Source organism: Affinundibacterium amnicola (assembly GCF_014284275.1).
Taxonomy (GTDB): domain Bacteria; phylum Pseudomonadota; class Gammaproteobacteria; order Burkholderiales; family Burkholderiaceae_D; genus Undibacterium; species Undibacterium amnicola.
Map to the genome: position 1 here is coordinate 866,459 of NZ_JACOFU010000001.1, position 19,908 is coordinate 886,366.

19 protein-coding genes are annotated in these 19,908 nt (G+C 44.9%); 7 read left to right on the plus strand and 12 right to left on the minus strand.

What is annotated here, in order from left to right; translation table 11 throughout:
* The first annotated feature begins 18 nt into the window (after positions 1–18).
* The 6 genes from dapD to H8K33_RS03900 all read left to right on the plus strand — a co-directional run bounded on the left by dapD (position 19) and on the right by H8K33_RS03900 (position 6,642).
* Complete coding sequence (dapD, locus tag H8K33_RS03875; protein WP_186889632.1) at positions 19–846, plus strand: 2,3,4,5-tetrahydropyridine-2,6-dicarboxylate N-succinyltransferase; 828 nt, start codon at positions 19–21, stop codon at positions 844–846.
* Between the two features lie 76 nt (positions 847–922).
* Positions 923–2,062, plus strand: coding sequence for a PilT/PilU family type 4a pilus ATPase (locus tag H8K33_RS03880; protein ID WP_186889633.1), 1,140 nt, complete (start codon positions 923–925; stop codon positions 2,060–2,062).
* Positions 2,062–2,445 (plus strand): arsenate reductase, encoded by a 384-nt coding sequence (locus tag H8K33_RS03885; RefSeq protein WP_186889634.1) that lies wholly within the window; start codon positions 2,062–2,064, stop codon positions 2,443–2,445. The genes H8K33_RS03880 and H8K33_RS03885 overlap by 1 nt, the downstream gene beginning before the upstream one ends.
* 6 nt (positions 2,446–2,451) lie before the next feature.
* Positions 2,452–3,588 (plus strand): succinyl-diaminopimelate desuccinylase, encoded by a 1,137-nt coding sequence (gene dapE, locus H8K33_RS03890; protein WP_186889635.1) that lies wholly within the window; start codon positions 2,452–2,454, stop codon positions 3,586–3,588.
* A gap of 1 nt (position 3,589) precedes the next feature.
* Complete coding sequence (gene prmB / locus H8K33_RS03895) at positions 3,590–4,492, plus strand: 50S ribosomal protein L3 N(5)-glutamine methyltransferase (protein ID WP_186889636.1); 903 nt, start codon at positions 3,590–3,592, stop codon at positions 4,490–4,492.
* Between the two features lie 131 nt (positions 4,493–4,623).
* Positions 4,624–6,642: an ATP-binding cassette domain-containing protein gene (locus H8K33_RS03900; protein WP_186889637.1), complete on the plus strand. Its 2,019-nt coding sequence runs from the start codon at positions 4,624–4,626 to the stop codon at positions 6,640–6,642.
* 373 nt (positions 6,643–7,015) lie between these two features.
* Here the strand turns inward: H8K33_RS03900 and H8K33_RS03905 are convergent, their stop codons facing one another.
* From H8K33_RS03905 to ppsA, 4 genes are all read right to left on the minus strand, one after another.
* A complete protein-coding gene (locus H8K33_RS03905; RefSeq protein ID WP_186889638.1) occupies positions 7,016–7,978 on the minus strand; it encodes a DNA ligase in 963 nt (320 codons plus the stop codon).
* 195 nt (positions 7,979–8,173) lie between these two features.
* Entirely contained in the window at positions 8,174–9,091 is a 918-nt protein-coding gene (locus H8K33_RS03910; protein ID WP_186889639.1) for an SPFH domain-containing protein, read from the minus strand.
* Between the two features lie 56 nt (positions 9,092–9,147).
* Positions 9,148–9,582 (minus strand): NfeD family protein, encoded by a 435-nt coding sequence (locus H8K33_RS03915; protein ID WP_186889640.1) that lies wholly within the window; start codon positions 9,580–9,582, stop codon positions 9,148–9,150.
* A gap of 277 nt (positions 9,583–9,859) precedes the next feature.
* The gene (ppsA, locus tag H8K33_RS03920; RefSeq protein ID WP_186889641.1) at positions 9,860–12,277 is read right to left on the minus strand and encodes a phosphoenolpyruvate synthase; all 2,418 of its coding nucleotides are present in this window, start codon (positions 12,275–12,277) and stop codon (positions 9,860–9,862) included.
* 297 nt (positions 12,278–12,574) lie between these two features.
* On the opposite strand from ppsA, the gene ppsR reads away from it, so the two are divergent.
* Positions 12,575–13,420, plus strand: coding sequence for a posphoenolpyruvate synthetase regulatory kinase/phosphorylase PpsR (ppsR, locus tag H8K33_RS03925; RefSeq protein ID WP_186889781.1), 846 nt, complete (start codon positions 12,575–12,577; stop codon positions 13,418–13,420).
* 89 nt (positions 13,421–13,509) lie between these two features.
* Here the strand turns inward: ppsR and H8K33_RS03930 are convergent, their stop codons facing one another.
* From H8K33_RS03930 to H8K33_RS03965, 8 genes are all read right to left on the minus strand, one after another.
* Positions 13,510–14,301, minus strand: a complete 792-nt coding sequence (locus H8K33_RS03930) for a TrmH family RNA methyltransferase (protein WP_186889642.1) — start codon at positions 14,299–14,301, stop codon at positions 13,510–13,512.
* A 2-nt stretch (positions 14,302–14,303) separates the two neighbouring features.
* Complete coding sequence (gene rnhB / locus H8K33_RS03935) at positions 14,304–14,948, minus strand: ribonuclease HII (RefSeq protein WP_186889643.1); 645 nt, start codon at positions 14,946–14,948, stop codon at positions 14,304–14,306.
* Positions 14,941–15,141, minus strand: a complete 201-nt coding sequence (locus tag H8K33_RS03940) for a glutaredoxin family protein (protein ID WP_390319801.1) — start codon at positions 15,139–15,141, stop codon at positions 14,941–14,943. The genes rnhB and H8K33_RS03940 overlap by 8 nt, the downstream gene beginning before the upstream one ends.
* Before the next feature lie 231 nt (positions 15,142–15,372).
* A complete protein-coding gene (locus tag H8K33_RS03945) occupies positions 15,373–16,911 on the minus strand; it encodes a DegQ family serine endoprotease (protein WP_186889645.1) in 1,539 nt (512 codons plus the stop codon).
* A gap of 30 nt (positions 16,912–16,941) precedes the next feature.
* Entirely contained in the window at positions 16,942–17,943 is a 1,002-nt protein-coding gene (locus H8K33_RS03950; RefSeq protein WP_246443277.1) for a MucB/RseB C-terminal domain-containing protein, read from the minus strand.
* Between the two features lie 4 nt (positions 17,944–17,947).
* The gene (locus H8K33_RS03955) at positions 17,948–18,595 is read right to left on the minus strand and encodes a sigma-E factor negative regulatory protein (protein WP_186889646.1); all 648 of its coding nucleotides are present in this window, start codon (positions 18,593–18,595) and stop codon (positions 17,948–17,950) included.
* Positions 18,596–18,663: 68 nt separating this feature from the next.
* Positions 18,664–19,266, minus strand: coding sequence for an RNA polymerase sigma factor RpoE (rpoE, locus tag H8K33_RS03960; RefSeq protein WP_186889647.1), 603 nt, complete (start codon positions 19,264–19,266; stop codon positions 18,664–18,666).
* Positions 19,267–19,344: 78 nt separating this feature from the next.
* Positions 19,345–19,842 (minus strand): protein YgfX, encoded by a 498-nt coding sequence (locus tag H8K33_RS03965; RefSeq protein ID WP_186889648.1) that lies wholly within the window; start codon positions 19,840–19,842, stop codon positions 19,345–19,347.
* Positions 19,843–19,908: the final 66 nt, after the last annotated feature.

A 19,908-nucleotide genomic window follows, 5' to 3' on the forward strand; every position in this document is an offset into this window, starting at 1 on the left:
CTTTACTCAAATAACGTCATGACTCAGCAATTACAAAACATCATCGATCAGGCATGGGAAGACCGCGCTAGTTTTTCACCAAAAAATGCACCAGCGGAATTGCGTGAAGCAGTTGCGCATGTATTAGAACAACTTGATTCCGGTAGTCTACGCGTTGCGCAAAAAATTGACGGTGCATGGCATGTCAATCAATGGGTAAAGAAAGCCGTATTACTGTCTTTCCGTCTGGAAGACAATATCGTGATGCCATCTGGCGAGCACATGCAATTTTTCGACAAAGTGCCGACGAAGTTTGCGAATTACACCACAGAAGATTTCGCTAAAGGTGGCTTCCGTGTAGTCCCACCAGCGGTCGCACGTCGCGGTAGTTTTATCGGTAAGAATGTCGTGTTGATGCCTTCTTACGTCAACATCGGCGCGTATGTCGATGAAGGTGCCATGGTCGATACATGGGCAACAGTTGGCTCCTGTGCGCAAATCGGTAAGAACGTGCATTTATCTGGTGGCGTTGGCATCGGTGGCGTATTAGAACCTATGCAAGCCAATCCAACCATCATCGAAGACAATTGCTTCATCGGTGCGCGCTCCGAAGTCGTCGAAGGCGTCATCGTCGAAGAAAATTCTGTGATTTCTATGGGTGTGTATATCGGCCAATCCACTAAGATTTATGATCGCGCAACTGGTGAAGTTACTTATGGTCGCATTCCGGCAGGTTCTGTCGTGGTATCTGGCAATTTGCCATCAGCATGTGGCAAATACAGTTTGTATTGCGCTGTCATCGTGAAACGTGTGGATGCACAAACACGCTCTAAAACCAGCATCAATGAATTATTACGCGGTGCTTAATTAGATCGCACTAGAGCAAAGTCATCATTTTAAAAAAATTAGGATTACACCTTTTTATCTTCACAGAGGAATTATCATGGCAATGGATCGTTTGTTTCAATTGATGAAAGACAAAAACGCGTCGGATATGTTTTTCGCGATCAACTCACCGATACATCTGAAAATCAATGGCAATCTCCTCCCCATCAATCAGCAGAAGATGGATGAAGAAAATATTATGGCTTTGCTGGCGGAAGTTCTTTCCGCTGAACAGATTGCTCAATACAAGCGTGATAGTGAGCTCAATGTTGGTATTGGCATGGCAGGCGTTGGCCGCTTCCGTCTTTCTGCATTTAAACAACGCGGCTCGACTTCCGCCGTGTTTCGTTTTGTTCCGGGTAATATCCCAGCATTTACCTCATTACATCTGCCGCCAGTATTGGCCGAGCTAATAATGGAAAAGCGTGGTTTGATTTTGGTTGTTGGCGCTACAGGTTCCGGCAAATCCACTTCGATTGCGTCCATGCTCGACTACCGAAATGAGACCAAGACGGGACATATTCTAACGATTGAAGATCCGATTGAATATCTGTTCAGAAGCAAAAAATCCATCGTCAATCAACGTGAAGTCGGAACAGATGCCGATAGTTTAAAGACGGCACTTCGCAACTCATTGCGTCAAGCGCCCGATGTTATTTTGATCGGTGAGATTCGTGATTTAGAAACCATGATGGCAGCAATCGCTTACGCTCAATCTGGTCACTTAGTGGTCGCCACCTTACATGCAAATAATAGTTATCAAGCCTTAAACCGTATTATTAGTTTCTTCCCAATCGAAAACCGTAGCGCTCTGCTCTTAGATTTGGCTTCAGCGATCAAGGCAGTTATTTCACAACGCCTAATCAAAGCAGTCAATGGTGGTCGCTGCCCTGCAGTAGAAATCATGTTGAACACACGCTATGTGGGCGAATTAATTGAGCAGGGAAATATTTTCCAAATCAAAGAAGCGATTGAGAAGAGTTTGGCGCCAGGTTCACAAACTTTTGAACGCGCTCTACTGCAATTAATCAAGGACGGATTGATTACACAAGAGGAAGGCTTAGCCAATGCCGACTCGGCCAATAACTTATTGTGGTTGCTGAACAATGACACGGCTTTAGCGCAAAAAGCAAAAGAAGAAGCTGAGCCAGAAAAGAACACCGACGCGACTTTTACCGAATTTAATTTAAACATGTAATGAAGACTGCAAACATCAATATCCGCTTATTTGGCATTCCCAACTGCGACACGGTAAAAAAAGCCCGCACTTGGTTAGAACAACAAGCGATTCCATTTGAATTTCATAATTTCAAAAAGGATGGTTTGACCCAAGCGCAAGTTGAAACCTGGCTACAAAAAATTGAGCTTGATACCTTAATCAATCGCAAAGGCACAACTTGGCGTGCTCTCTCCGACGAACAAAAATCGTGCGCCGATAACCGAGACGATGCCATTGCCTTGATACTAGAAAATCCGTCTTTAGTTAAGCGCCCTGTTTTGCAAATTAATGACGATGAACGTCAATACGTCAGCGTTGGTTTCAATGATCAACTCTATCAAACCATTTTTAAAGAAATCTAAGTTTTCATGAGCAAAACTCTCGCACTCACTGAGCAACTAATCGCATTGGATTCTGTCACGCCAGAGGATAAAGGCTGTCAAAACACCTTAATCAATTTGTTGAAACCATTAGGTTTTACTTGCGAAACCATCCAATCTGGTGATGTCACGAATCTGTGGGCACGTCGCGGTACGACCCAGCCTTTAGTCGTTTTCGCAGGCCACACCGATGTGGTACCGACTGGTCCGGTAACGCAATGGCAATCAGAACCATTTGCCCCTACGCATAGAGATGGCAAGCTATTTGGTCGTGGTGCCGCCGATATGAAAACCTCAATCGCTGCCTTCGTTGTCGCGACGGAGGAATTCGTCGCAGCCCATCCTGATCACAATGGCTCCATCGGCTTCTTGATCACCAGCGATGAAGAAGGCCCGGCAACAGATGGCACTGTCATCGTTTGCAATCAACTCAAAGCACGTGGTGAACAACTCGATTACTGCATCGTCGGCGAGCCAACTTCGAGCGATGTTCTCGGTGACACCATCAAGAACGGGCGACGTGGCACGATGTCCGGCAAACTTATAGTTAAAGGCGTACAAGGTCACATCGCCTACCCACAACTAGCAAAAAATCCTATCCATTTAGCAGCACCGGCGATGGCAGAACTGGTGAACGAAGTTTGGGATCAAGGCAATGACTACTACCTGCCAACCTCCTGGCAGATGTCGAACATTCATGGCGGCACTGGTGCATCCAATGTCATTCCGGGTGAAGTTGTGATCGATTTCAATTTCCGTTTCTCCACAGCTAGCACTGCCGAAGGTTTGCAACAACGCGTGCATGCCATTCTCGACAAACATCAACTTAATTACGACTTAAAGTGGACTATAGGTGGTCATCCATTCTTAACGCCGAAAGGCAATTTAAGTGATGCGCTGGCAAAAGCGATCAAAGATGAAACTGGTGTAACGACAGAATTATCCACCACAGGCGGCACATCCGATGGACGTTTTATCGCCAAAATCTGTCCACAAGTCGTGGAGTTTGGTCCGCCGAACGGCAGCATCCACAAAATCGATGAGCACATCGAGGTGCGTTACATTGATCCACTCAAAAACATCTATCGCCGCGCATTAGAAAATCTCTTACTAGGCACCAATTAACATGACGAACGCAAATACACTCCCTTTCCAAACGCTACGCGATCTGTTGCGCTATGCCGTGACACGTTTCAATACGGCGCAATTATTCTTCGGTCATGGTAGCGCCAATGCCTTAGACGAAGCTGCTTACCTGCTGCTGCACACCTTGAAATTGCCGCTCGATAAAATCGAACCATTCTTGGATGCGCGCCTGTTACCGCATGAAATTGATGCGGCAGTTGCCGTGATTGAACGCCGCGCCACCGACCGCGTTCCAGCGTCTTACATTACGAATGAAGCATGGTTGGGTACCTATAATTTCTATGTCGATGAACGCGTCATCGTACCGCGTTCCTTTATCGCAGAACTCATTCCAGAACGCTTCACTCCTTGGGTACAAGATCCTGAAGAAGTCACCGACATCTTGGAGCTATGCACGGGTTCTGGCTGCCTGCCTATCATGTTGGCAGATGCTTTTGAAAACGCGCAAGTGGATGCTGTTGATATTTCAAAAGATGCCTTAGAAGTCGCGCGGAAAAATGTCGCGACTTACGAACTGGAAGATCGTATCACCTTGATCGAATCCGATTTGTACAACAATGTTCCTGACAAGCTGTACGACATGATCATTACCAATCCACCATATGTCAATTCCAGCTCGATGAGTAAACTGCCGAAAGAATATTTGCATGAACCGCAAATTGCACTGGCAGGTGGCGACGATGGCATGGATTTGGTCCGCAAGATTGTAGCGGGTGCCGCATCACGCCTCAAACCAAATGGTATCTTGATGGTCGAAATTGGCAATGAACGCGTGTTCGCTGATGAGGCGTTTGCCGAATATGGTCTGACTTGGTTGTCTACCAGTGCCGGTGATGACATGGTTTTTATGCTCACCGCTGAACAGCTACAAGAGGGCAATTAAAGCGCACCAATCAATTCGCGTTAGATTCGTTACGCAAAAGCTTCATCGCTCAAAACGCTGGCAAAAAAAGCGTTTTGAGCATTTTTATTTTTATACCCGATTTTTAATATCCATTTTTTTGTTAGTCAATAATGATACGTCTTCAACAGGTCATCCTCGCCCGCGGTACTAAACCCCTTTTCGACAGCGTCGATGTCACACTTAATCCAGGCGATAAAATCGGTCTGATTGGTTCCAACGGCGCTGGCAAATCCAGTCTGTTTGCCATGCTGCGCGGTGAGCTGCATCCGGATCAAGGTAGCATCGAATTTCCAGCTAAATGGCAATTAGCGCATGTCGCGCAAGAAACGCCACCTCTGGAACGCAGCGCGATTGATTATGCGATTGATGGTGACGTCACACTACGAAAACTAGAGGCACAATTAGCCGAACTCGAAGCGCAGCCAGAGTCACATGATAATGGGATTGCGATTGGTGAAGTCTACGGTGCCTTGTCGGATGCTGACGCCTACACCGTGCGTTCACGTGGCGAACAATTGCTGCTGGGATTAGGCTTCACGATTGAGCAGATGGAGCAATCAGTTGCCAGCTTCTCTGGTGGTTGGCGTATGCGTTTAAATCTGGCACAGGCATTGATGTGCAAATCCGACTTACTGCTGCTTGATGAACCAACCAATCACTTGGATCTGGATGCGATTATCTGGTTGGAAGACTGGCTCAAACGTTATGCCGGTACACTCATTATCATTTCGCATGATAGAGATTTCTTAGATGGTGTCGTGAATGTTGTCGTGCATATTGATGAACGCAAGCTCAAGCGTTATTCAGGCAACTACTCTGCGTTTGAACGTCAACGCGCAGCGCAATTAATCCTCGCGCAAAGTTCCATCGAAAAACAAAGCCGCAAGCGTGCTCATTTGCAGTCTTTCATTGATCGATTTGCCGCCAAAGCGTCCAAAGCAAAACAAGCGCAGAGCCGTATCAAAGCCTTGGAAAAAATGGAAGAATTGGCGCCTTTGCGTGCAGCCGCAGAGTTTTCATTTGAATTCCGCGAACCGTTGAGTGCGCCAAATCCTATGCTGGTCATGGATGACGTCGATTGCGGTTATCGCATCGAGTCACAAACTGATCATAGCTTTACCGAAAAGAAAATCGTTGGTGATGTGAAGTTTTCTTTGCAAATCGGTCAACGTATCGGTTTGTTAGGGATTAACGGTGCAGGTAAATCCACATTGATCAAAACCATCATGGGCGAGTTACCGCCATTAACGGGCACGATCACGACGGGCAAAGGTTTATCGGTTGGTTATTTCGCCCAGCATCAAGTCGAAATGCTACGTCACGATGAATCTCCACTCTGGCATTTAGCCCACATCGCACCGGATGTGCGTGAACAAGAATTGCGCAATTTCCTGGGCGGATTTAACTTCCCTGGCAGTATGGTGACGAGTCCAATCGCGCCTTTCTCAGGCGGTGAAAAAGCACGACTAGCATTGGCAATGATTGTGTGGCAGCGCCCTAACCTCTTACTGCTCGATGAACCGACCAATCACTTAGATTTGGAGACACGCGAAGCTTTAACCGAAGCTTTAGCGCAATTCGAAGGCACGCTGGTGGTGGTATCACATGACCGTCACTTATTACGCGCCACGACTGATCAATTCATCATCGTTGCCGATGGCAAGCTCTTACCTTTCGACGGTGATCTAGACGATTACAAAGATTGGCTCTACAAAACCAAACTAGAACAAGCAGCCGCAGCTGCGAATGCAAATACGAACGCGAGTACTGCAGGCCTTCCCGTCAAATCCAAAGAGAAAGCCGCTGCACTGCCCCAAGCACAACCTGTACCAAGTGCACCAGTCGATGAAAAAGAACGCAAACGTCGTGACGCAGAAGAGCGCCAACGCATCACCGCATTGCGCAAGCCAATCGAAGCCAGAATCAAACGTCTGGAAGAACAAATGGCTAAATTAAATGTGAAGAAGGACGACTATAGCAAGCACTTGGAAGACAGCGCCATCTACGACGAGGCGAATAAAGAGAAACTAAAAAATCTCTTATTGGATCAAGCCTATGTGGTGAAAGAGCTTAATCAATTAGAAATCGATTGGCTGGAACAACAAGAATTTTTGGAAGCTGCAGTATAAGGCTTGTATTAGTTAGCCGCGGTGAAATGACGACTTTTTGAACAAGACCAAAACACATTCACCATCATGCCGAACCTGACTCCAAAAGCGCCAACTTTAGTTTTGATGCTAAAAATTTGTGCATTTAGCGCCTTCACCTTCACGGCGTAGGTATTTACAGAAGTCGGAGCATCACTAAAAGTCCCCTCCCTTTCAAGGGGAGGACTAGGGTGGAGATGGGTTATAGTGACGCAATCAGTAGTTTTTATCGGACAACTAAAACTCATCCCCATCCCAACCTTCCCCAAACAATTGATAGGGGGAAGGGTTATTTCATCGCACGCCAACTTGTGTAGATACCTATGCCTTGAAAGGGAGGGAATTTTAGTAGCGGCTACTCAGATTGATATTCACGTACAAAACTAGCAAATTTAGGCAGGCCATTTGATGTTAAATCCCGATATCGGTATGTCACCCAAGTACCGATCACTGGTGGTTTTTTTCTTTGCTCATCATCAAATCCGGTGCCCAGTTTAAATTGTTTGCCATCTCGCGTTTCTAACAGCAAAGCCCCCATCATGCCTTGTAGTCTTCCTTGCCCGCCGATGATGGCAATTACCTTGGCCTCTGCGTCAAATTGTGGCTTTAGCTTGTAGACGAAGTCACTGCGCCCCGATTGAAACTCGGCACTGGCCAGATGTAAGACTAAGCCTTCTGCTTTCTGTAGTGTTAGCTGTTTGAGTTTGGTCTCGACTTGCTCCACTGACTTAACGGCTTCTTGCGGAATGACTTGCAGCCACGGAATTTGTAGTTTTTCCACTATGCCGCTCAATCTTTGCAAACGTTGATCAAAATCACCTTGCGCTAAGGGATACTCAAACAAGCAATATCGAATTTGGCGCCACTCATCCTCATTTGCCTGACTACGCCGCACTGCGCCGGATAAACGCTCAAACTGCCCGCGCCCCATCCACAGTTCACCATCTAAAGCATGTGTAGGAAATTTATCGATGAACCAAATAGGTGCGTTAATGACTCTCCCACTGCGGAAATAAAGTTGCTTGCCATCCCAATAAGCGCGTACACCATCCAGTTTTTCACTCATTAAATAATCGGAAATATTTGCACCAAGCTGGCGTACGTCCAATAAAGTTTGCGGCAAAACTAAGGCTAAGTTAGTTCTCTTGAGCGCATCACTTTCTGGCGAATTAGTATTTGGTTCTATAGCAGAATGCGTCTTGGCAGATGCCGAAGCAGTCAATAAATTCCAAGGTATAAGTGACAGGAGTAAAAGCTGACGACGTACTGGCTGCGAGCTGTTTACTCTCTTAACTAACTTCTTTTTATACGCGTTCATATCTTTACCTTAAGGTGTTTTAAGATATTTAAGTATAAAAATATTTAGATTAAATAACACTAAAACTTCATATTCTGTAGCAAAAAAACAAAACCACCGATCATGAATGAAGTCGGTGGTTTTGTTTTTTTCATTTTTGCCTGAATTAATCTGGCAGAACAAAAATGGCTTAGCTAAGTTGTCTTACCATGAGAATTACTTCTGCGCCTTCACCACCTGCATTGCACTAGCAATCAAGCCACTCATATCACTCATGTTCGCAGGTACGATAATGGAATTGTTCGTCTTCGCCAAATTCGCAAATGCCGCTACATATTGCTCAGCCACTTTCAAATTCACCGCATCTGCACCACCTGGCTCACGAATCGCTGCGGCAGTTTGACGAATCGCTTCAGCACTTGCTTCTGCGATTGCCAAAATCGCGCCTGCCTGACCTTCAGCACGATTGATCGACGCTTGCTTTTCACCTTCAGACTTGGCGATGGATGCTTCACGTTCACCAGTTGCGATATTAATCTGCTCTTGCTTACGACCTTCCGAAGCAGCGATCAGGGCACGTTTTTCACGTTCCGCAGTGATCTGTGCTTGCATCGCATGCAGAATTTCTTTTGGTGGCGTCAAATCTTTAATCTCATAACGCAAAACTTTTACGCCCCAATTCGCAGCAGACTCATCAATCGCATTCACGATCGTTGTGTTGATGTGATCACGCTCTTCAAAGGTTTTATCCAATTCCATTTTACCGATCACAGAACGCAGCGTGGTTTGTGCCAACTGCGTAATCGCCGCGATGTAATTAGACGAGCCATAAGAAGCACGCATTGCATCGGTAATCTGAAAATACAAGATACCATCGACCTGTAATTGCGTATTATCTTTGGTGATACAAACCTGTGGCGGCACATCGAGTGGGATCTCTTTCAACACATGTTTATAAGCAACACGATCGACAAATGGCACAACGATATTTAAGCCTGGGCCTAAGGTCGCATGGTACTTACCGAGTCGCTCGACCACCCATGCATCTTGTTGGGGTACGACCTTGATTGTCTTCATGATAAAGACCAAGGCCAAGACAAACAACACCATCACGACAAAGCTAGAATTTTCCATTTTATTTCCTTTATTGTTTTGTTTAATTCTTTGTAGAGAAAACTTACATCCGTTTTTCAGGCTGGATGAACAATTAAGCGACTTCCTTCAACTGCTTCAATTTCATACATCCCAACTTCACCAGCAGCATGGCGTAATTCGACGTCCCACATGGCACCACGGTATTTTGTTCTGGCAACAAAAACACCATTTCCCTGATCCTGCCAATCATCAACTTTTAATTGCTGACCGATATCGATATTCACATTCGGATCGCTTGCTGTTTCGCGCCGCTCTTTCCAACCATACTTACTATTATGCAGCGTCAATGTTGCCGCACTGCCGATGACTGCAGCAATCAACATTTGAAATTGCACTGAGCTGATCAACAACGACGCTATTGAAGCACTGACCAAACCAACCGCAAACATCAACAAATAAAAAGTCCCTGTGAACAACTCAAGAATAATCACCACGCCAGCCAATACTAACCACCAAGTCCACGCTTCCATTTGATATTCTCCTTATAAAGAATTGCAACAGTTTGCCCGATAACTAACAAATTGTCATCGGTATTTCACAGACAAAAAAACCCTCGACATCGAAGATGTGGAGGGTTTTTTGCAGGTAATTCGAGGAGTTACTAATTCTGTGTTTTTTCTTGTTTTGATGAGTTCACTCTACTTTAAAAAAATGACGTGATGATGAAATCATTTTTACTCAACAAAAAAGCGCGAAGACTCAATTGAATCTTCGCGCCCGAATTTACTGAGAAGTTACTTCAATAATTTACTTAGCAACCACAGCCAACTGCTTCCAAGTATCAATCACAGAATCAGGATTGAGCGAAATTGACTCTATCCCTTCTTGCATCAACCATTCCGCAAAATCTGGATGATCAGAAGGTCCCTGACCGCAAATACCAACGTACTTACCTGCTTTGAGACAAGCAGAAATTGCACGTGACAGCATTGCTTTGACTGCAGGGTCGCGCTCATCAAAATCTGCTGCTAACAGCTCCATACCGGAATCACGATCTAGACCTAAAGTTAATTGCGTCAAATCATTGGAACCGATAGAGAAACCGTCGAAGAATTCTAAGAACTCTTCAGCAAGAATCGCATTCGAAGGGACTTCGCACATCATGATTAAACGCAAGCCATTTTCGCCACGTTTGAGACCATTCTTACCGAGCAGATTCACGACTTTTTCTGCCTGGCCTAGAGTTCGTACGAAAGGCACCATGATTTCGACATTAGTCAAACCCATGTCGTTACGCACGCGTTTCATTGCCGTGCATTCCATCTTGAAAGACTCGGCGAAATCACTGGCGAGATAACGTGCAGCGCCACGGAAACCTAACATTGGATTTTCTTCATCCGGTTCGTAGCGTGTACCACCAATCAGTTTTTTGTACTCGTTGGATTTAAAATCAGACAAACGTACGATGACTTTTTTAGGCCAGAAAGCTGCGGCGATGGTTGCGACACCTTCGGCTAATTTATCAACGTAAAAGGCTTTTGGTGATGCGTGACCACGTGCCACAGATTCAACCGCTTTTTTCAAGTCTGGATCAATATTTGGGTATTCCAAAATTGCTTTTGGATGCACGCCGATATTGTTATTGATGATGAATTCCAAACGCGCTAAGCCCACACCTTCGTTCGGTACCGATTGGAAATCAAATGCTAATTGTGGATTACCGACGTTCAGCATAATTTTCAATGGCAACTTCGGTAACTCACCACGAACTTCTTCTGTGACTTCGGTTTCAATCAACCCGTCGTAAATTTTACCTTCGTCGCCTTCAGCGCAAGACACAGTGACTAAGGTGCCGTCTTTCAAAAGATCCGTCGCATCACCGCAACCAACTACCGCTGGCACACCGAGTTCACGCGCGATAATCGCCGCGTGACAAGTACGACCACCACGATTGGTGACGATGGCGGCAGCACGCTTCATGACTGGCTCCCAGTTGGGATCGGTCATATCCGCGACCAGTACATCGCCTGGTTGTACGCGTTCCATTTCGGATGGATCGTGAATGACGCGTACACGACCGGCACCAATTTTTTGACCGATCGCACGACCTGAGACCAATACTGCGCCCGTACCTTTGAGTTTGAAACGTTGCTGTGCGTCGGTTGCTTTTTGCTGTGATTTCACCGTTTCTGGGCGCGCTTGCAAAATATAGAGTTTGCCATCGCGACCGTCTTTGCCCCACTCGATATCCATAGGACGGCCATAGTGTTTCTCGATGATCACAGCGTACTTCGCTAATTCAACCACTTCAGTATCGTTCAAAGAATATCGATTACGCAGTTCGATGGGCACATCGACCGTCTTCACAGAACGGCCCGCTTTGGCTTCGCCGGTGAATTCCATTTTGATCAATTTGGAACCGATATTACGACGTATCACTGGCAATTTCCCCAATTCCAGCATTGGTTTATGCACATAGAATTCATCCGGATTCACCGCACCTTGCACGACCGTTTCACCAAGACCGTAGCTAGAAGTAATAAACACCACATCTTTAAAACCAGACTCAGTATCTATCGTGAACATCACACCAGCCGCGCCCAAATCTGAGCGTACCATGCGTTGCACACCAGCAGACAAAGCGACTTCCGCATGCGTGAAGCCTTTGTGTACACGATAAGAAATTGCACGGTCATTGTACAAAGACGCGAATACATGCTTCATCGCTTCTAACACATTGTCGATACCAACGACGTTGAGAAAAGTTTCTTGTTGACCTGCGAAAGAGGCATCTGGCAAATCTTCAGCGGTTGCCGAAGAACGTACTGCGAACGACATTTCTGCAGTTGAGTCTGCGACGAGTTTGTTATAGAACTCTTCGATTTCTTTTTGCAAGCGTGGCTGGAAAGGTGTGTCGATAATCCATTGACGAATTTCAGCACCGGCTCTCGCCAATTCTTTGACGTCTTCAATATCCAAAGTAGCAAGACGATCTGCAATGCGCTGCGCCAATGGCAAACCACCATCGATACTATGCGATAAGAAATCACGAAATGCTTGTGCCGTGGTGGCGAAACCACCTGGAACACGCACGCCTGCAGAAGCAAGCTGGCTAATCATTTCGCCAAGTGAAGCATTTTTACCACCGACGGAATCAACATCGGTCATCCGTAAGTTTTCGAACGAGGCAACATAAGTTGCTTCGGTATTTGCTGCGTTAGACATAACAACCTCTTTTTTGATGATAAGAAATCTTTCGCACTGCTTCGTTGCGCACCAGCTATTTGCGCATTGATTCGTTGTTATGCAAGCTTGTTTTATTATTCTGTTACCAGCACCAACGCTTATATGGGATAGCATTTTACCTTGTGCGCTGCAAAATTCACATTTAGCTTATAAAATTTGTGGATTTTTTAATTGATATATCTACCCTGTCAAATTCGCCATACATTTCCCTTTGCTTGGATGGATTACTGTACAATTTCTTCCCACAATTTGACGACACATTTGACCAATTCCCCTATGCCAGATCACCAAGCACCTGTTCTTCCTGTTGCCAATCGTACTGTCTTTTTTGTCTCTGACGGAACAGGCATTACGGCCGAAGCCTTCGGACATTCAGTCATCACGCAATTTGATCTAAAATTTAAACAAGTTCGCTTGCCGTTCATTGATGACATTGAAAAAGCGGAAGATGCAGTACGCCGCATTAATGAAGCTTTTGAACTGACAGGGAATCGCCCTATTGTTTTCTCCACTTTGGTTAAGCCAGATTTAGCAAATGTGATTTTCAAATCCAAAGGCTTGCATATGGATTTGATTCAAACCTTCGTTGCTCCCTTAGAAGAAGAGCTAGGTATTAAGTCTACCCATACAGTGGGGCGTAGCCACAATATTGCAGATACTGAAGAATACAAAAACCGAATTGAAGCGATCAATTTCTCGCTGGCACACGACGATGGGCAATCGAATAAAAATCTTTCGCTAGCCGATGTGATTTTGGTCGGAGTTTCGCGTTCAGGCAAGACGCCAACTACGCTTTACTTAGCGATGCAATATGGCATTAAAGCAGCGAACTATCCCTTAATTCCGGACGATTTTGAGCGCGGCAAATTACCATCAGCATTACCTGAATTTAAAGGAAAAATATTTGGTCTCAGTATCGCACCAGAACGCTTATCTGAAATACGTAATGAGCGCCGCCCGGGCAGTAAATATGCGTCTTTAGAAAACTGTCGCTACGAAGTAAATGAAGCCGAGGCGATGATGAAACGAGAAGGTATACGCTGGTTGTCTTCTACCGCAAAATCCATAGAAGAAATCGCCACCACGATTTTGCAAGAAGTAAAACCTGATTCTCGATTGTAAAAATAAAAAAGCTTGAAGTAGCGTTTTCTACTTCAAGCTTTTTACAGAAATCTTTATAAGCAAATCTAGCAAATCTAGCGGATCTATTTTTAAGCACCTGCAATCTGTTGCCGGACTTGCTCAAAAAAACAAATCGCCGCACTCGCAGCCACATTCAAAGATTCAATTTCGGCCTTTTGCGGGATTGTTACGGTGTCAGTCGCTAAGACCATTAATTCAGGATCAACACCCTGCCCTTCATGTCCGAACAACCAAGCAAGCGGGCGATTTAAGTTAATTTGATAAATCGTCGTTTCGGTATGCGAGCTGGTCGCCAATACTGGAATATCCGACGCACTGATCAAAGCGTGTAAATCGACATTCTCAAATATTTCCACTAAAAAATGAGCTCCCATACCTGCCCGCAAAACTTTTGGCGACCATGCAGAAGCGCTGCCAGGACTGCAAAATACTTGCTGAATTCCGGCCCCAGCAGCACTACGCAAAATAGATCCAAGGTTCCCAGGGTCTTGCAAATTATCGAGTAAAACCGCATTCACGGATAATCGCAATGGCGCTTGCTCCTGATTCGCTGCAATCACAAAAAGAATACCAACGCCATTCTCCACCTGACTCAAAGCCTGATACAAATTATCCGGCAATACGATGCAATCAGCACCGTCTTCTTCACATAGTGCGACAATACCAGCGACTTCATGATGATCAATACAACTGGCAGAGACGACACATAACTCAGGTGCACCACGATGCTGCAAAAACGCCTGACAAAGGTGCACACCATCGAGCATAGTCTTTGCGGCTTTTTTCCGTGCACTAGCACTACCTGCTAACTGTTTGAGCTCTTTGTATAAAGCGTTATCGCGTGAACTAATTTGTTTCATCGTCACAGGTCTTTCAAAAGCGCTTTCACAGGCGCATAGGATTTTCTATGAATGGGCGACACGCCATGCTGTTTGAGTCGTTCTAAGTGCAAGGCAGTCGGATAGCCTTTATGCTGATCTAAGGCATATTCTGGATACTGCACATGCAACTGCGCCAATAGGTGATCGCGCGCAGTTTTAGCTAAAATTGATGCAGCAGAAATCGCAGGAACTTTATCGTCACCTTTAACGATAGCTTCAGATCGTACCGCCATGACCGGACAACGGTTACCGTCAATCAAAGCTAATGTAGGGGTGATTTTTAAAGCCTCGACCGCGCGTCGCATCGCCAACATGGTCGCTTGCAGGATATTTAAGGTATCAATTTCTTGCTCTGAACATTCTGCGATTGCCCACGCTAATGCCTTCTCTTTAATCTCGATTGCTAGCGCATCACGTTGTACTTCACTGAGTTTTTTTGAGTCTCGTAAGCCGATAATCGGACGTGAAGGATCTAGTATTACCGCAGCAGCAGTCACTGGCCCAGCTAAAGGACCTCTTCCTGCCTCATCGACACCGCAAATAATTTCGCCTTCGTCATCAAATAAGGAAAACAAAGAGAGATTTTCTTGTTTTTGATCGGCGTTTTCTTTTGTTTTCTTAGTCATGCAAGAAGGCTTTCAGTTTTTCCACATCCAAAAAATAATGGCAGATCTGTATTGCTTCTGCGCCCTCTTTTTGTCCGTACAGTACTGGCACTAATTCATCAAATCGTGTCAGTAATTCTTCATCAGCATCCACATCCAAGATAGCTATCGAAATGTCGACGTCATCCAAATACTGTTTTAGTTGCAGCAGCATGTCATCACACAAATGACAGTAGCTGCGAGAATAAAGCGTGAAAGATGGCATGGAGTTAACTCAAAAAACAGCAAAGCGATAAAGTCAGATTATATCGCCTTCAATGATGTTTCCAGTTGAATTGCGTATAAAGCAAAAAGCCGCGCTGCAAATTACAGCACGGCTTCATTTACCTCAACGTAAATTGCGCCTAAAAAGTAGACTTAGGCTAGCTTAGAATTACATTATTTACTAACCGGCAGGTCGAATCACAAGGAATTGTGACGCCTCGCCTCTGCGCACCAAAAGAACCACGGATTTTTTGGTATCAAGCTTGACGACCATAGCATCAAATTGTTTGGCGTCTTTTATCTCGACATTATTCATCATCAAGATAACATCACCTGGACGCAAACCACTCACCAATGAAAGTCCATCAACGTTATCAATAACGACGCCATTTCCACCTGGCATTTGACGTTTCTGCGCATCAGATAAATCTGACACAGACAGCCCCAGATAATTGTCAGCTTTTTCGCGCTTTGCTTTCTTCTCTATTTTTTGAGATGGATTATCCGCTTCGGCTTCACCAATTGTAACAATAATGTCTTTCGCAGCACCTTTACGCCAGACGGTCACGGTCGCCTTACTTCCAGGTTTGGCAGCACCAACGATGCGCGGTAAATCGCTACTCTTTTCTATCGTGGTGGAATTAAACTTCAAAATCACATCGCCTTCCTGGATACCCGCTTTTTCCGCCGGTCCACCAGGTTCCACTTTCGCCACAGGCGCACCCTGCAACTTACTCAGACCAAGCGTTTCAGCGGCTTCCTTACTTAGCTCGCCTCTCTGCACACCGATTCGACCACGAGAAACAACACCAGAGGTCTTCAACTGCTCAACTACGCGCATCGCTTCATCAATAGGAATCGCAAACGAGATACCCATGTATCCGCCTGAGCGGCTATAAATTTGCGAATTAATACCAATTACCTCACCGCGCATATTAATCAAAGGCCCGCCGGAATTTCCCGGATTGACTGCAACGTCAGTTTGAATCAAAGGCAGATAATCGCCCGTGTCACGCGCCTTGGATGAAATAATTCCCGAAGTCACGGTGTTATCGAGATTAAATGGCGAACCAATCGCGATGACCCATTCACCCGCTTTAATTTTGTCAGAGTCACCGATAGCTATTTTAGGCAATTTATTACCTTCTATCTTCAACACTGCAACGTCAGTGCGGCGATCAGTTCCTATCACTTTCGCTTTGAATTCACGTTTATCCGTCAATTTGACATAAACTTCAGACGCATCCTCGACGACGTGGGTGTTGGTCAAAATATAGCCATCCTGACTCACAATAAAGCCAGAGCCAACACCACGCGGTACTTCTTGTTCTTGCTGGCGAGGTGCTTGACGACGATTTCTTGGTGCTTGTTGAGGTACGGGCATACCGAAGAAACGACGGAAAAATTCCTCGGCCTGATCGTCACCACTAAATGGGTCACCTTGCATTTGTGAGATTTTCTGCGTCGTGCGAATATTAACAACAGCAGGACTTGTACGCTCAACCAACTGCGTAAAATCGGGCAAGCCGGTGACTAAGACAGGAGCAGGTGCAGCAGTCGGCGCCACTGCGGTTGCTTGTGGCGTAATCGCAGCATGTGCATTGACATTATTTGATGTGTTTAAAAGACTAGCGGCCGTAAAAACGGAGGCGCTAATCAGTACAGAAGAAATTAATATAGAAATATGTTTTTCAACAGGAAAAGACCGTAATTTTTTCATATTGTCACCATGAATCTGATTTGCGTTGGACTATTTTTTAAATTGGATTGAATTGATCACTTGTTTAATTGCCGCATTTGGCACTTCCCCAACCACAGTCAACCAATTTTCACCAAGACGTTTCCCCATAATCGTCATTGCGCCCTGTTGTAAACTTCCTTCAGTTCGACTACCACTATTGGGCTCAATGAAGACCGAGATTGTCGACAAACCATCTGAGAACATCATTTGAACGACTTGGTGTGATTTTGTTTGATTTGCATCTGTGCCAGACGCATTGCCTGAGATAGGAATGAATCGTTTAGTTTCAAGAGTCTTTTTAAATCCATTGGGTAAATTCTTAACTATCCATCCGGAATTCACATTCGCCTGAACCGTCATATTTTCCACTCGCCACTGTGATACATTTCCAAAGCTGGGTTTCAACTTTGGCTTATCAACTTCACCGAGAGAAACCTGCGTAAAAGCGATTTGTTCAATGACCTCACTGCGAGGATTGAGTGTTTGCATTCCTAATAGAAGCCCCGAGTTCTTTTCGACACATAAGCGAAAACCGTAACGCAAACTATCTTTAGGCTGAAAATTAATCACCTGACACTCAACGCCAGCCACACGACTCATCTGCGCTTTTTTGATCAAATATGATTCGGGTAACAAATGCACATTTTGATTTAATAGAGCTGGAAACTCTTCCTGGCTAAGATTTTTTTCGACCTGTATCAGCTTACTTTCAGGCAGATAGCAAGAAACTTCACCATCACGACGTATGTATTCCCTAGGCTTCGCATCTAAAATTTCTAACTTTTCAACTTCCGTTTCACCATCAAATCCATGAGTGATTCTAGAAGTTCGGATTTGATTTCCCTGCTGATAAACAAAGGTGCCGGAATAGCTGGTTTTTTTTGCTGCAATTTGAACAGATTGCAGCATTTTCATGAGCTCACGCTCTTCACCAGTATTGGCATGCGCAGCAGAATATGGCAATAACAATAGACACTGGGCGACTACCAAAAGAAAATGTCGAAACCACATAAGATTATTTTTCCGACTCAGTGGAAGAAGTAACATTAGCTCTTTGAATATAACGAGCACCATTATCTAAACTCGGCGATGCCTTTTGATGCGCTAACAAATAACTATCTAAACGTGGGTCACGCAACATTTCCACTTGATTCTCCAGTTTAGGGGCGAATTCAACGTCCTTAGACATCTGAGTTGCATTTGAATTCGATGCCAACTTTAGTCCCGGTGCGGCAAACTGATCAGCCTGGTCTTGCTTCGCCAAGGAGGAATCAGGCACACCAGAGGAGCGGAGTAAAGGAATAATTTGTGGAGCCATCAAAAAACCTAACATGATGGTTGCCGCTACACTAGTAAGTGCCCAGTATCGGGATTTTTGCAAGCGACTTGCATCGCTAATCGACGTTTGAAGCGACTTCGGTGCAACAAGCACCGGCTCGGCATCCAGTGACGCGGCTATTTTTGCAGAAAAATCAGCGCTAAAAGAAACAGCCAGGTCATCAGATCGCAAAACATCACCGAGCAGATGATAGTTATCCCATGCTTGTCTAATTTGTCTACCCTCATCCGTTTTCAATTGAGCCATCAACTCATCCAATTGAGTATCAGACATTTCCCCATCTAGCAGGCTAGATACAAGTTCGTCATGATTGCGCTTATTCATTTTTTCTTCCCAGTTCAACTTCATTTATTTTTTTAACTTCATTACCATGCTAATTTCGACACAAAAATTCACCATCGTTGATCTATCGAGGTACCAATTAAAGGCCGCAATTTTTCTGCGATCGCTTCTCTTGCTCGAAAAATTCGACTACGAACAGTCCCTATCGGGCAAAGCATCACTTCTGCAATTTCATCGTAACTTAATCCTTCAATTTCACGCAGCGTAATCGCATTGCGCAACTCTTCAGGCAAAGACATCATGACCGCATTTACTGTTGCAGCGATCTGCTTACTAGCCATCAGAGATTCTGGCGTATTAATATCTCGCAAGCCGTCTGCATCATGAAAACTCTCTGCTTCAGACACATCGGCATCTGTTGAAGTGGGAGCTCGCCGTCCCTGCGTTACTAGATAATTCTTCGCTGTGTTAATTCCTATCCTATATAACCAAGTATAAAATGCAGAATCCCCTCTGAAATTCGCCAGCGCGCGATATGCTTTAATAAACGCTTCTTGCACTACATCTTCAGCTTCGGCATGATCATGGACGAGTCTAGACACGAGCCGATAAAGTTTCCTTTGATATTTAGAAACCAGAAGCTCAAATGCCTTTTTATCTCCACGCTGAACTCGCTCAACCAATAATTGATCTATATCGCGTTCACTTGTCACACAAACATTCCCATTTTGCTGAATTCTTAATTATTTTCGGTTAGATAATTACTACTATTGGTTTGACGCAATTCGTACTCAAAAGTTCCCATCAGACAAATTATTCAAACCATCAACGGAGTTCAAATTTCGATGTGCGCAGTAATTTACCGCCACAGTCAGCCGACGAAAACCATCATCCACAACCGAGTCCCGCGAAATTAACAGAAATTTACGAACGCCAGATTCACTTTCGATGCACAAAACAATTAGCTGCCTCCAAACAATAACAAATTTTTTCATCCTCGCAGCCATAAATTGAGAAGTGCAGTTCACATCGATGGAACGAATCAAAACATTTCCGCAATCGTCAATTTCAAGATGATACGGTCGTGCCACACCAACACCCTGATGCAAAGACCGCAAAAACAACACAAAAATTGCCACTAATAGCGCAAAAAAAAGATAAATCATCTGCTCCTGATTACTCACCAGAGCAAGATAAAAAACGCTGCCGAAAGACATCACGAGCATAAAGCGAACTATCCACATTATTTGGATGGAAGGCTTAACCAGAACTGAAGCAAGCACACGCATAGAATGCCTTATCAAAAAAAAAAAACACCACATACATTATGTGGTGTTTTTTTAATGACAGCTAGC

What these genes read in the sequence shown, in the direction of transcription:
- H8K33_RS03900 (WP_186889637.1), top strand. Translation starts at nt 4,624, where the DNA reads ATGATACGTCTTCAACAGGTCATCCTCGCCCGCGGTACTAAACCCCTT.
- H8K33_RS03955 (WP_186889646.1), bottom strand. Translation starts at nt 18,595, where the DNA reads ATGAATAAGCGCAATCATGACGAACTTGTATCTAGCCTGCTAGATGGG.
- H8K33_RS03885 (WP_186889634.1), top strand. Translation starts at nt 2,062, where the DNA reads ATGAAGACTGCAAACATCAATATCCGCTTATTTGGCATTCCCAACTGC.
- ppsA (WP_186889641.1), bottom strand. Translation starts at nt 12,277, where the DNA reads ATGTCTAACGCAGCAAATACCGAAGCAACTTATGTTGCCTCGTTCGAA.
- dapD (WP_186889632.1), top strand. Translation starts at nt 19, where the DNA reads ATGACTCAGCAATTACAAAACATCATCGATCAGGCATGGGAAGACCGC.
- H8K33_RS03915 (WP_186889640.1), bottom strand. Translation starts at nt 9,582, where the DNA reads ATGGAAGCGTGGACTTGGTGGTTAGTATTGGCTGGCGTGGTGATTATT.
- H8K33_RS03945 (WP_186889645.1), bottom strand. Translation starts at nt 16,911, where the DNA reads ATGAAAAAATTACGGTCTTTTCCTGTTGAAAAACATATTTCTATATTA.
- ppsR (WP_186889781.1), top strand. Translation starts at nt 12,575, where the DNA reads ATGCCAGATCACCAAGCACCTGTTCTTCCTGTTGCCAATCGTACTGTC.
- H8K33_RS03950 (WP_246443277.1), bottom strand. Translation starts at nt 17,943, where the DNA reads ATGTGGTTTCGACATTTTCTTTTGGTAGTCGCCCAGTGTCTATTGTTA.
- H8K33_RS03905 (WP_186889638.1), bottom strand. Translation starts at nt 7,978, where the DNA reads ATGAACGCGTATAAAAAGAAGTTAGTTAAGAGAGTAAACAGCTCGCAG.
- H8K33_RS03910 (WP_186889639.1), bottom strand. Translation starts at nt 9,091, where the DNA reads ATGGAAAATTCTAGCTTTGTCGTGATGGTGTTGTTTGTCTTGGCCTTG.
- H8K33_RS03940 (WP_390319801.1), bottom strand. Translation starts at nt 15,141, where the DNA reads ATGCTGCTGCAACTAAAACAGTATTTGGATGACGTCGACATTTCGATA.
- dapE (WP_186889635.1), top strand. Translation starts at nt 2,452, where the DNA reads ATGAGCAAAACTCTCGCACTCACTGAGCAACTAATCGCATTGGATTCT.
- H8K33_RS03930 (WP_186889642.1), bottom strand. Translation starts at nt 14,301, where the DNA reads ATGAAACAAATTAGTTCACGCGATAACGCTTTATACAAAGAGCTCAAA.
- rnhB (WP_186889643.1), bottom strand. Translation starts at nt 14,948, where the DNA reads ATGACTAAGAAAACAAAAGAAAACGCCGATCAAAAACAAGAAAATCTC.
- prmB (WP_186889636.1), top strand. Translation starts at nt 3,590, where the DNA reads ATGACGAACGCAAATACACTCCCTTTCCAAACGCTACGCGATCTGTTG.
- H8K33_RS03965 (WP_186889648.1), bottom strand. Translation starts at nt 19,842, where the DNA reads ATGCGTGTGCTTGCTTCAGTTCTGGTTAAGCCTTCCATCCAAATAATG.
- H8K33_RS03880 (WP_186889633.1), top strand. Translation starts at nt 923, where the DNA reads ATGGCAATGGATCGTTTGTTTCAATTGATGAAAGACAAAAACGCGTCG.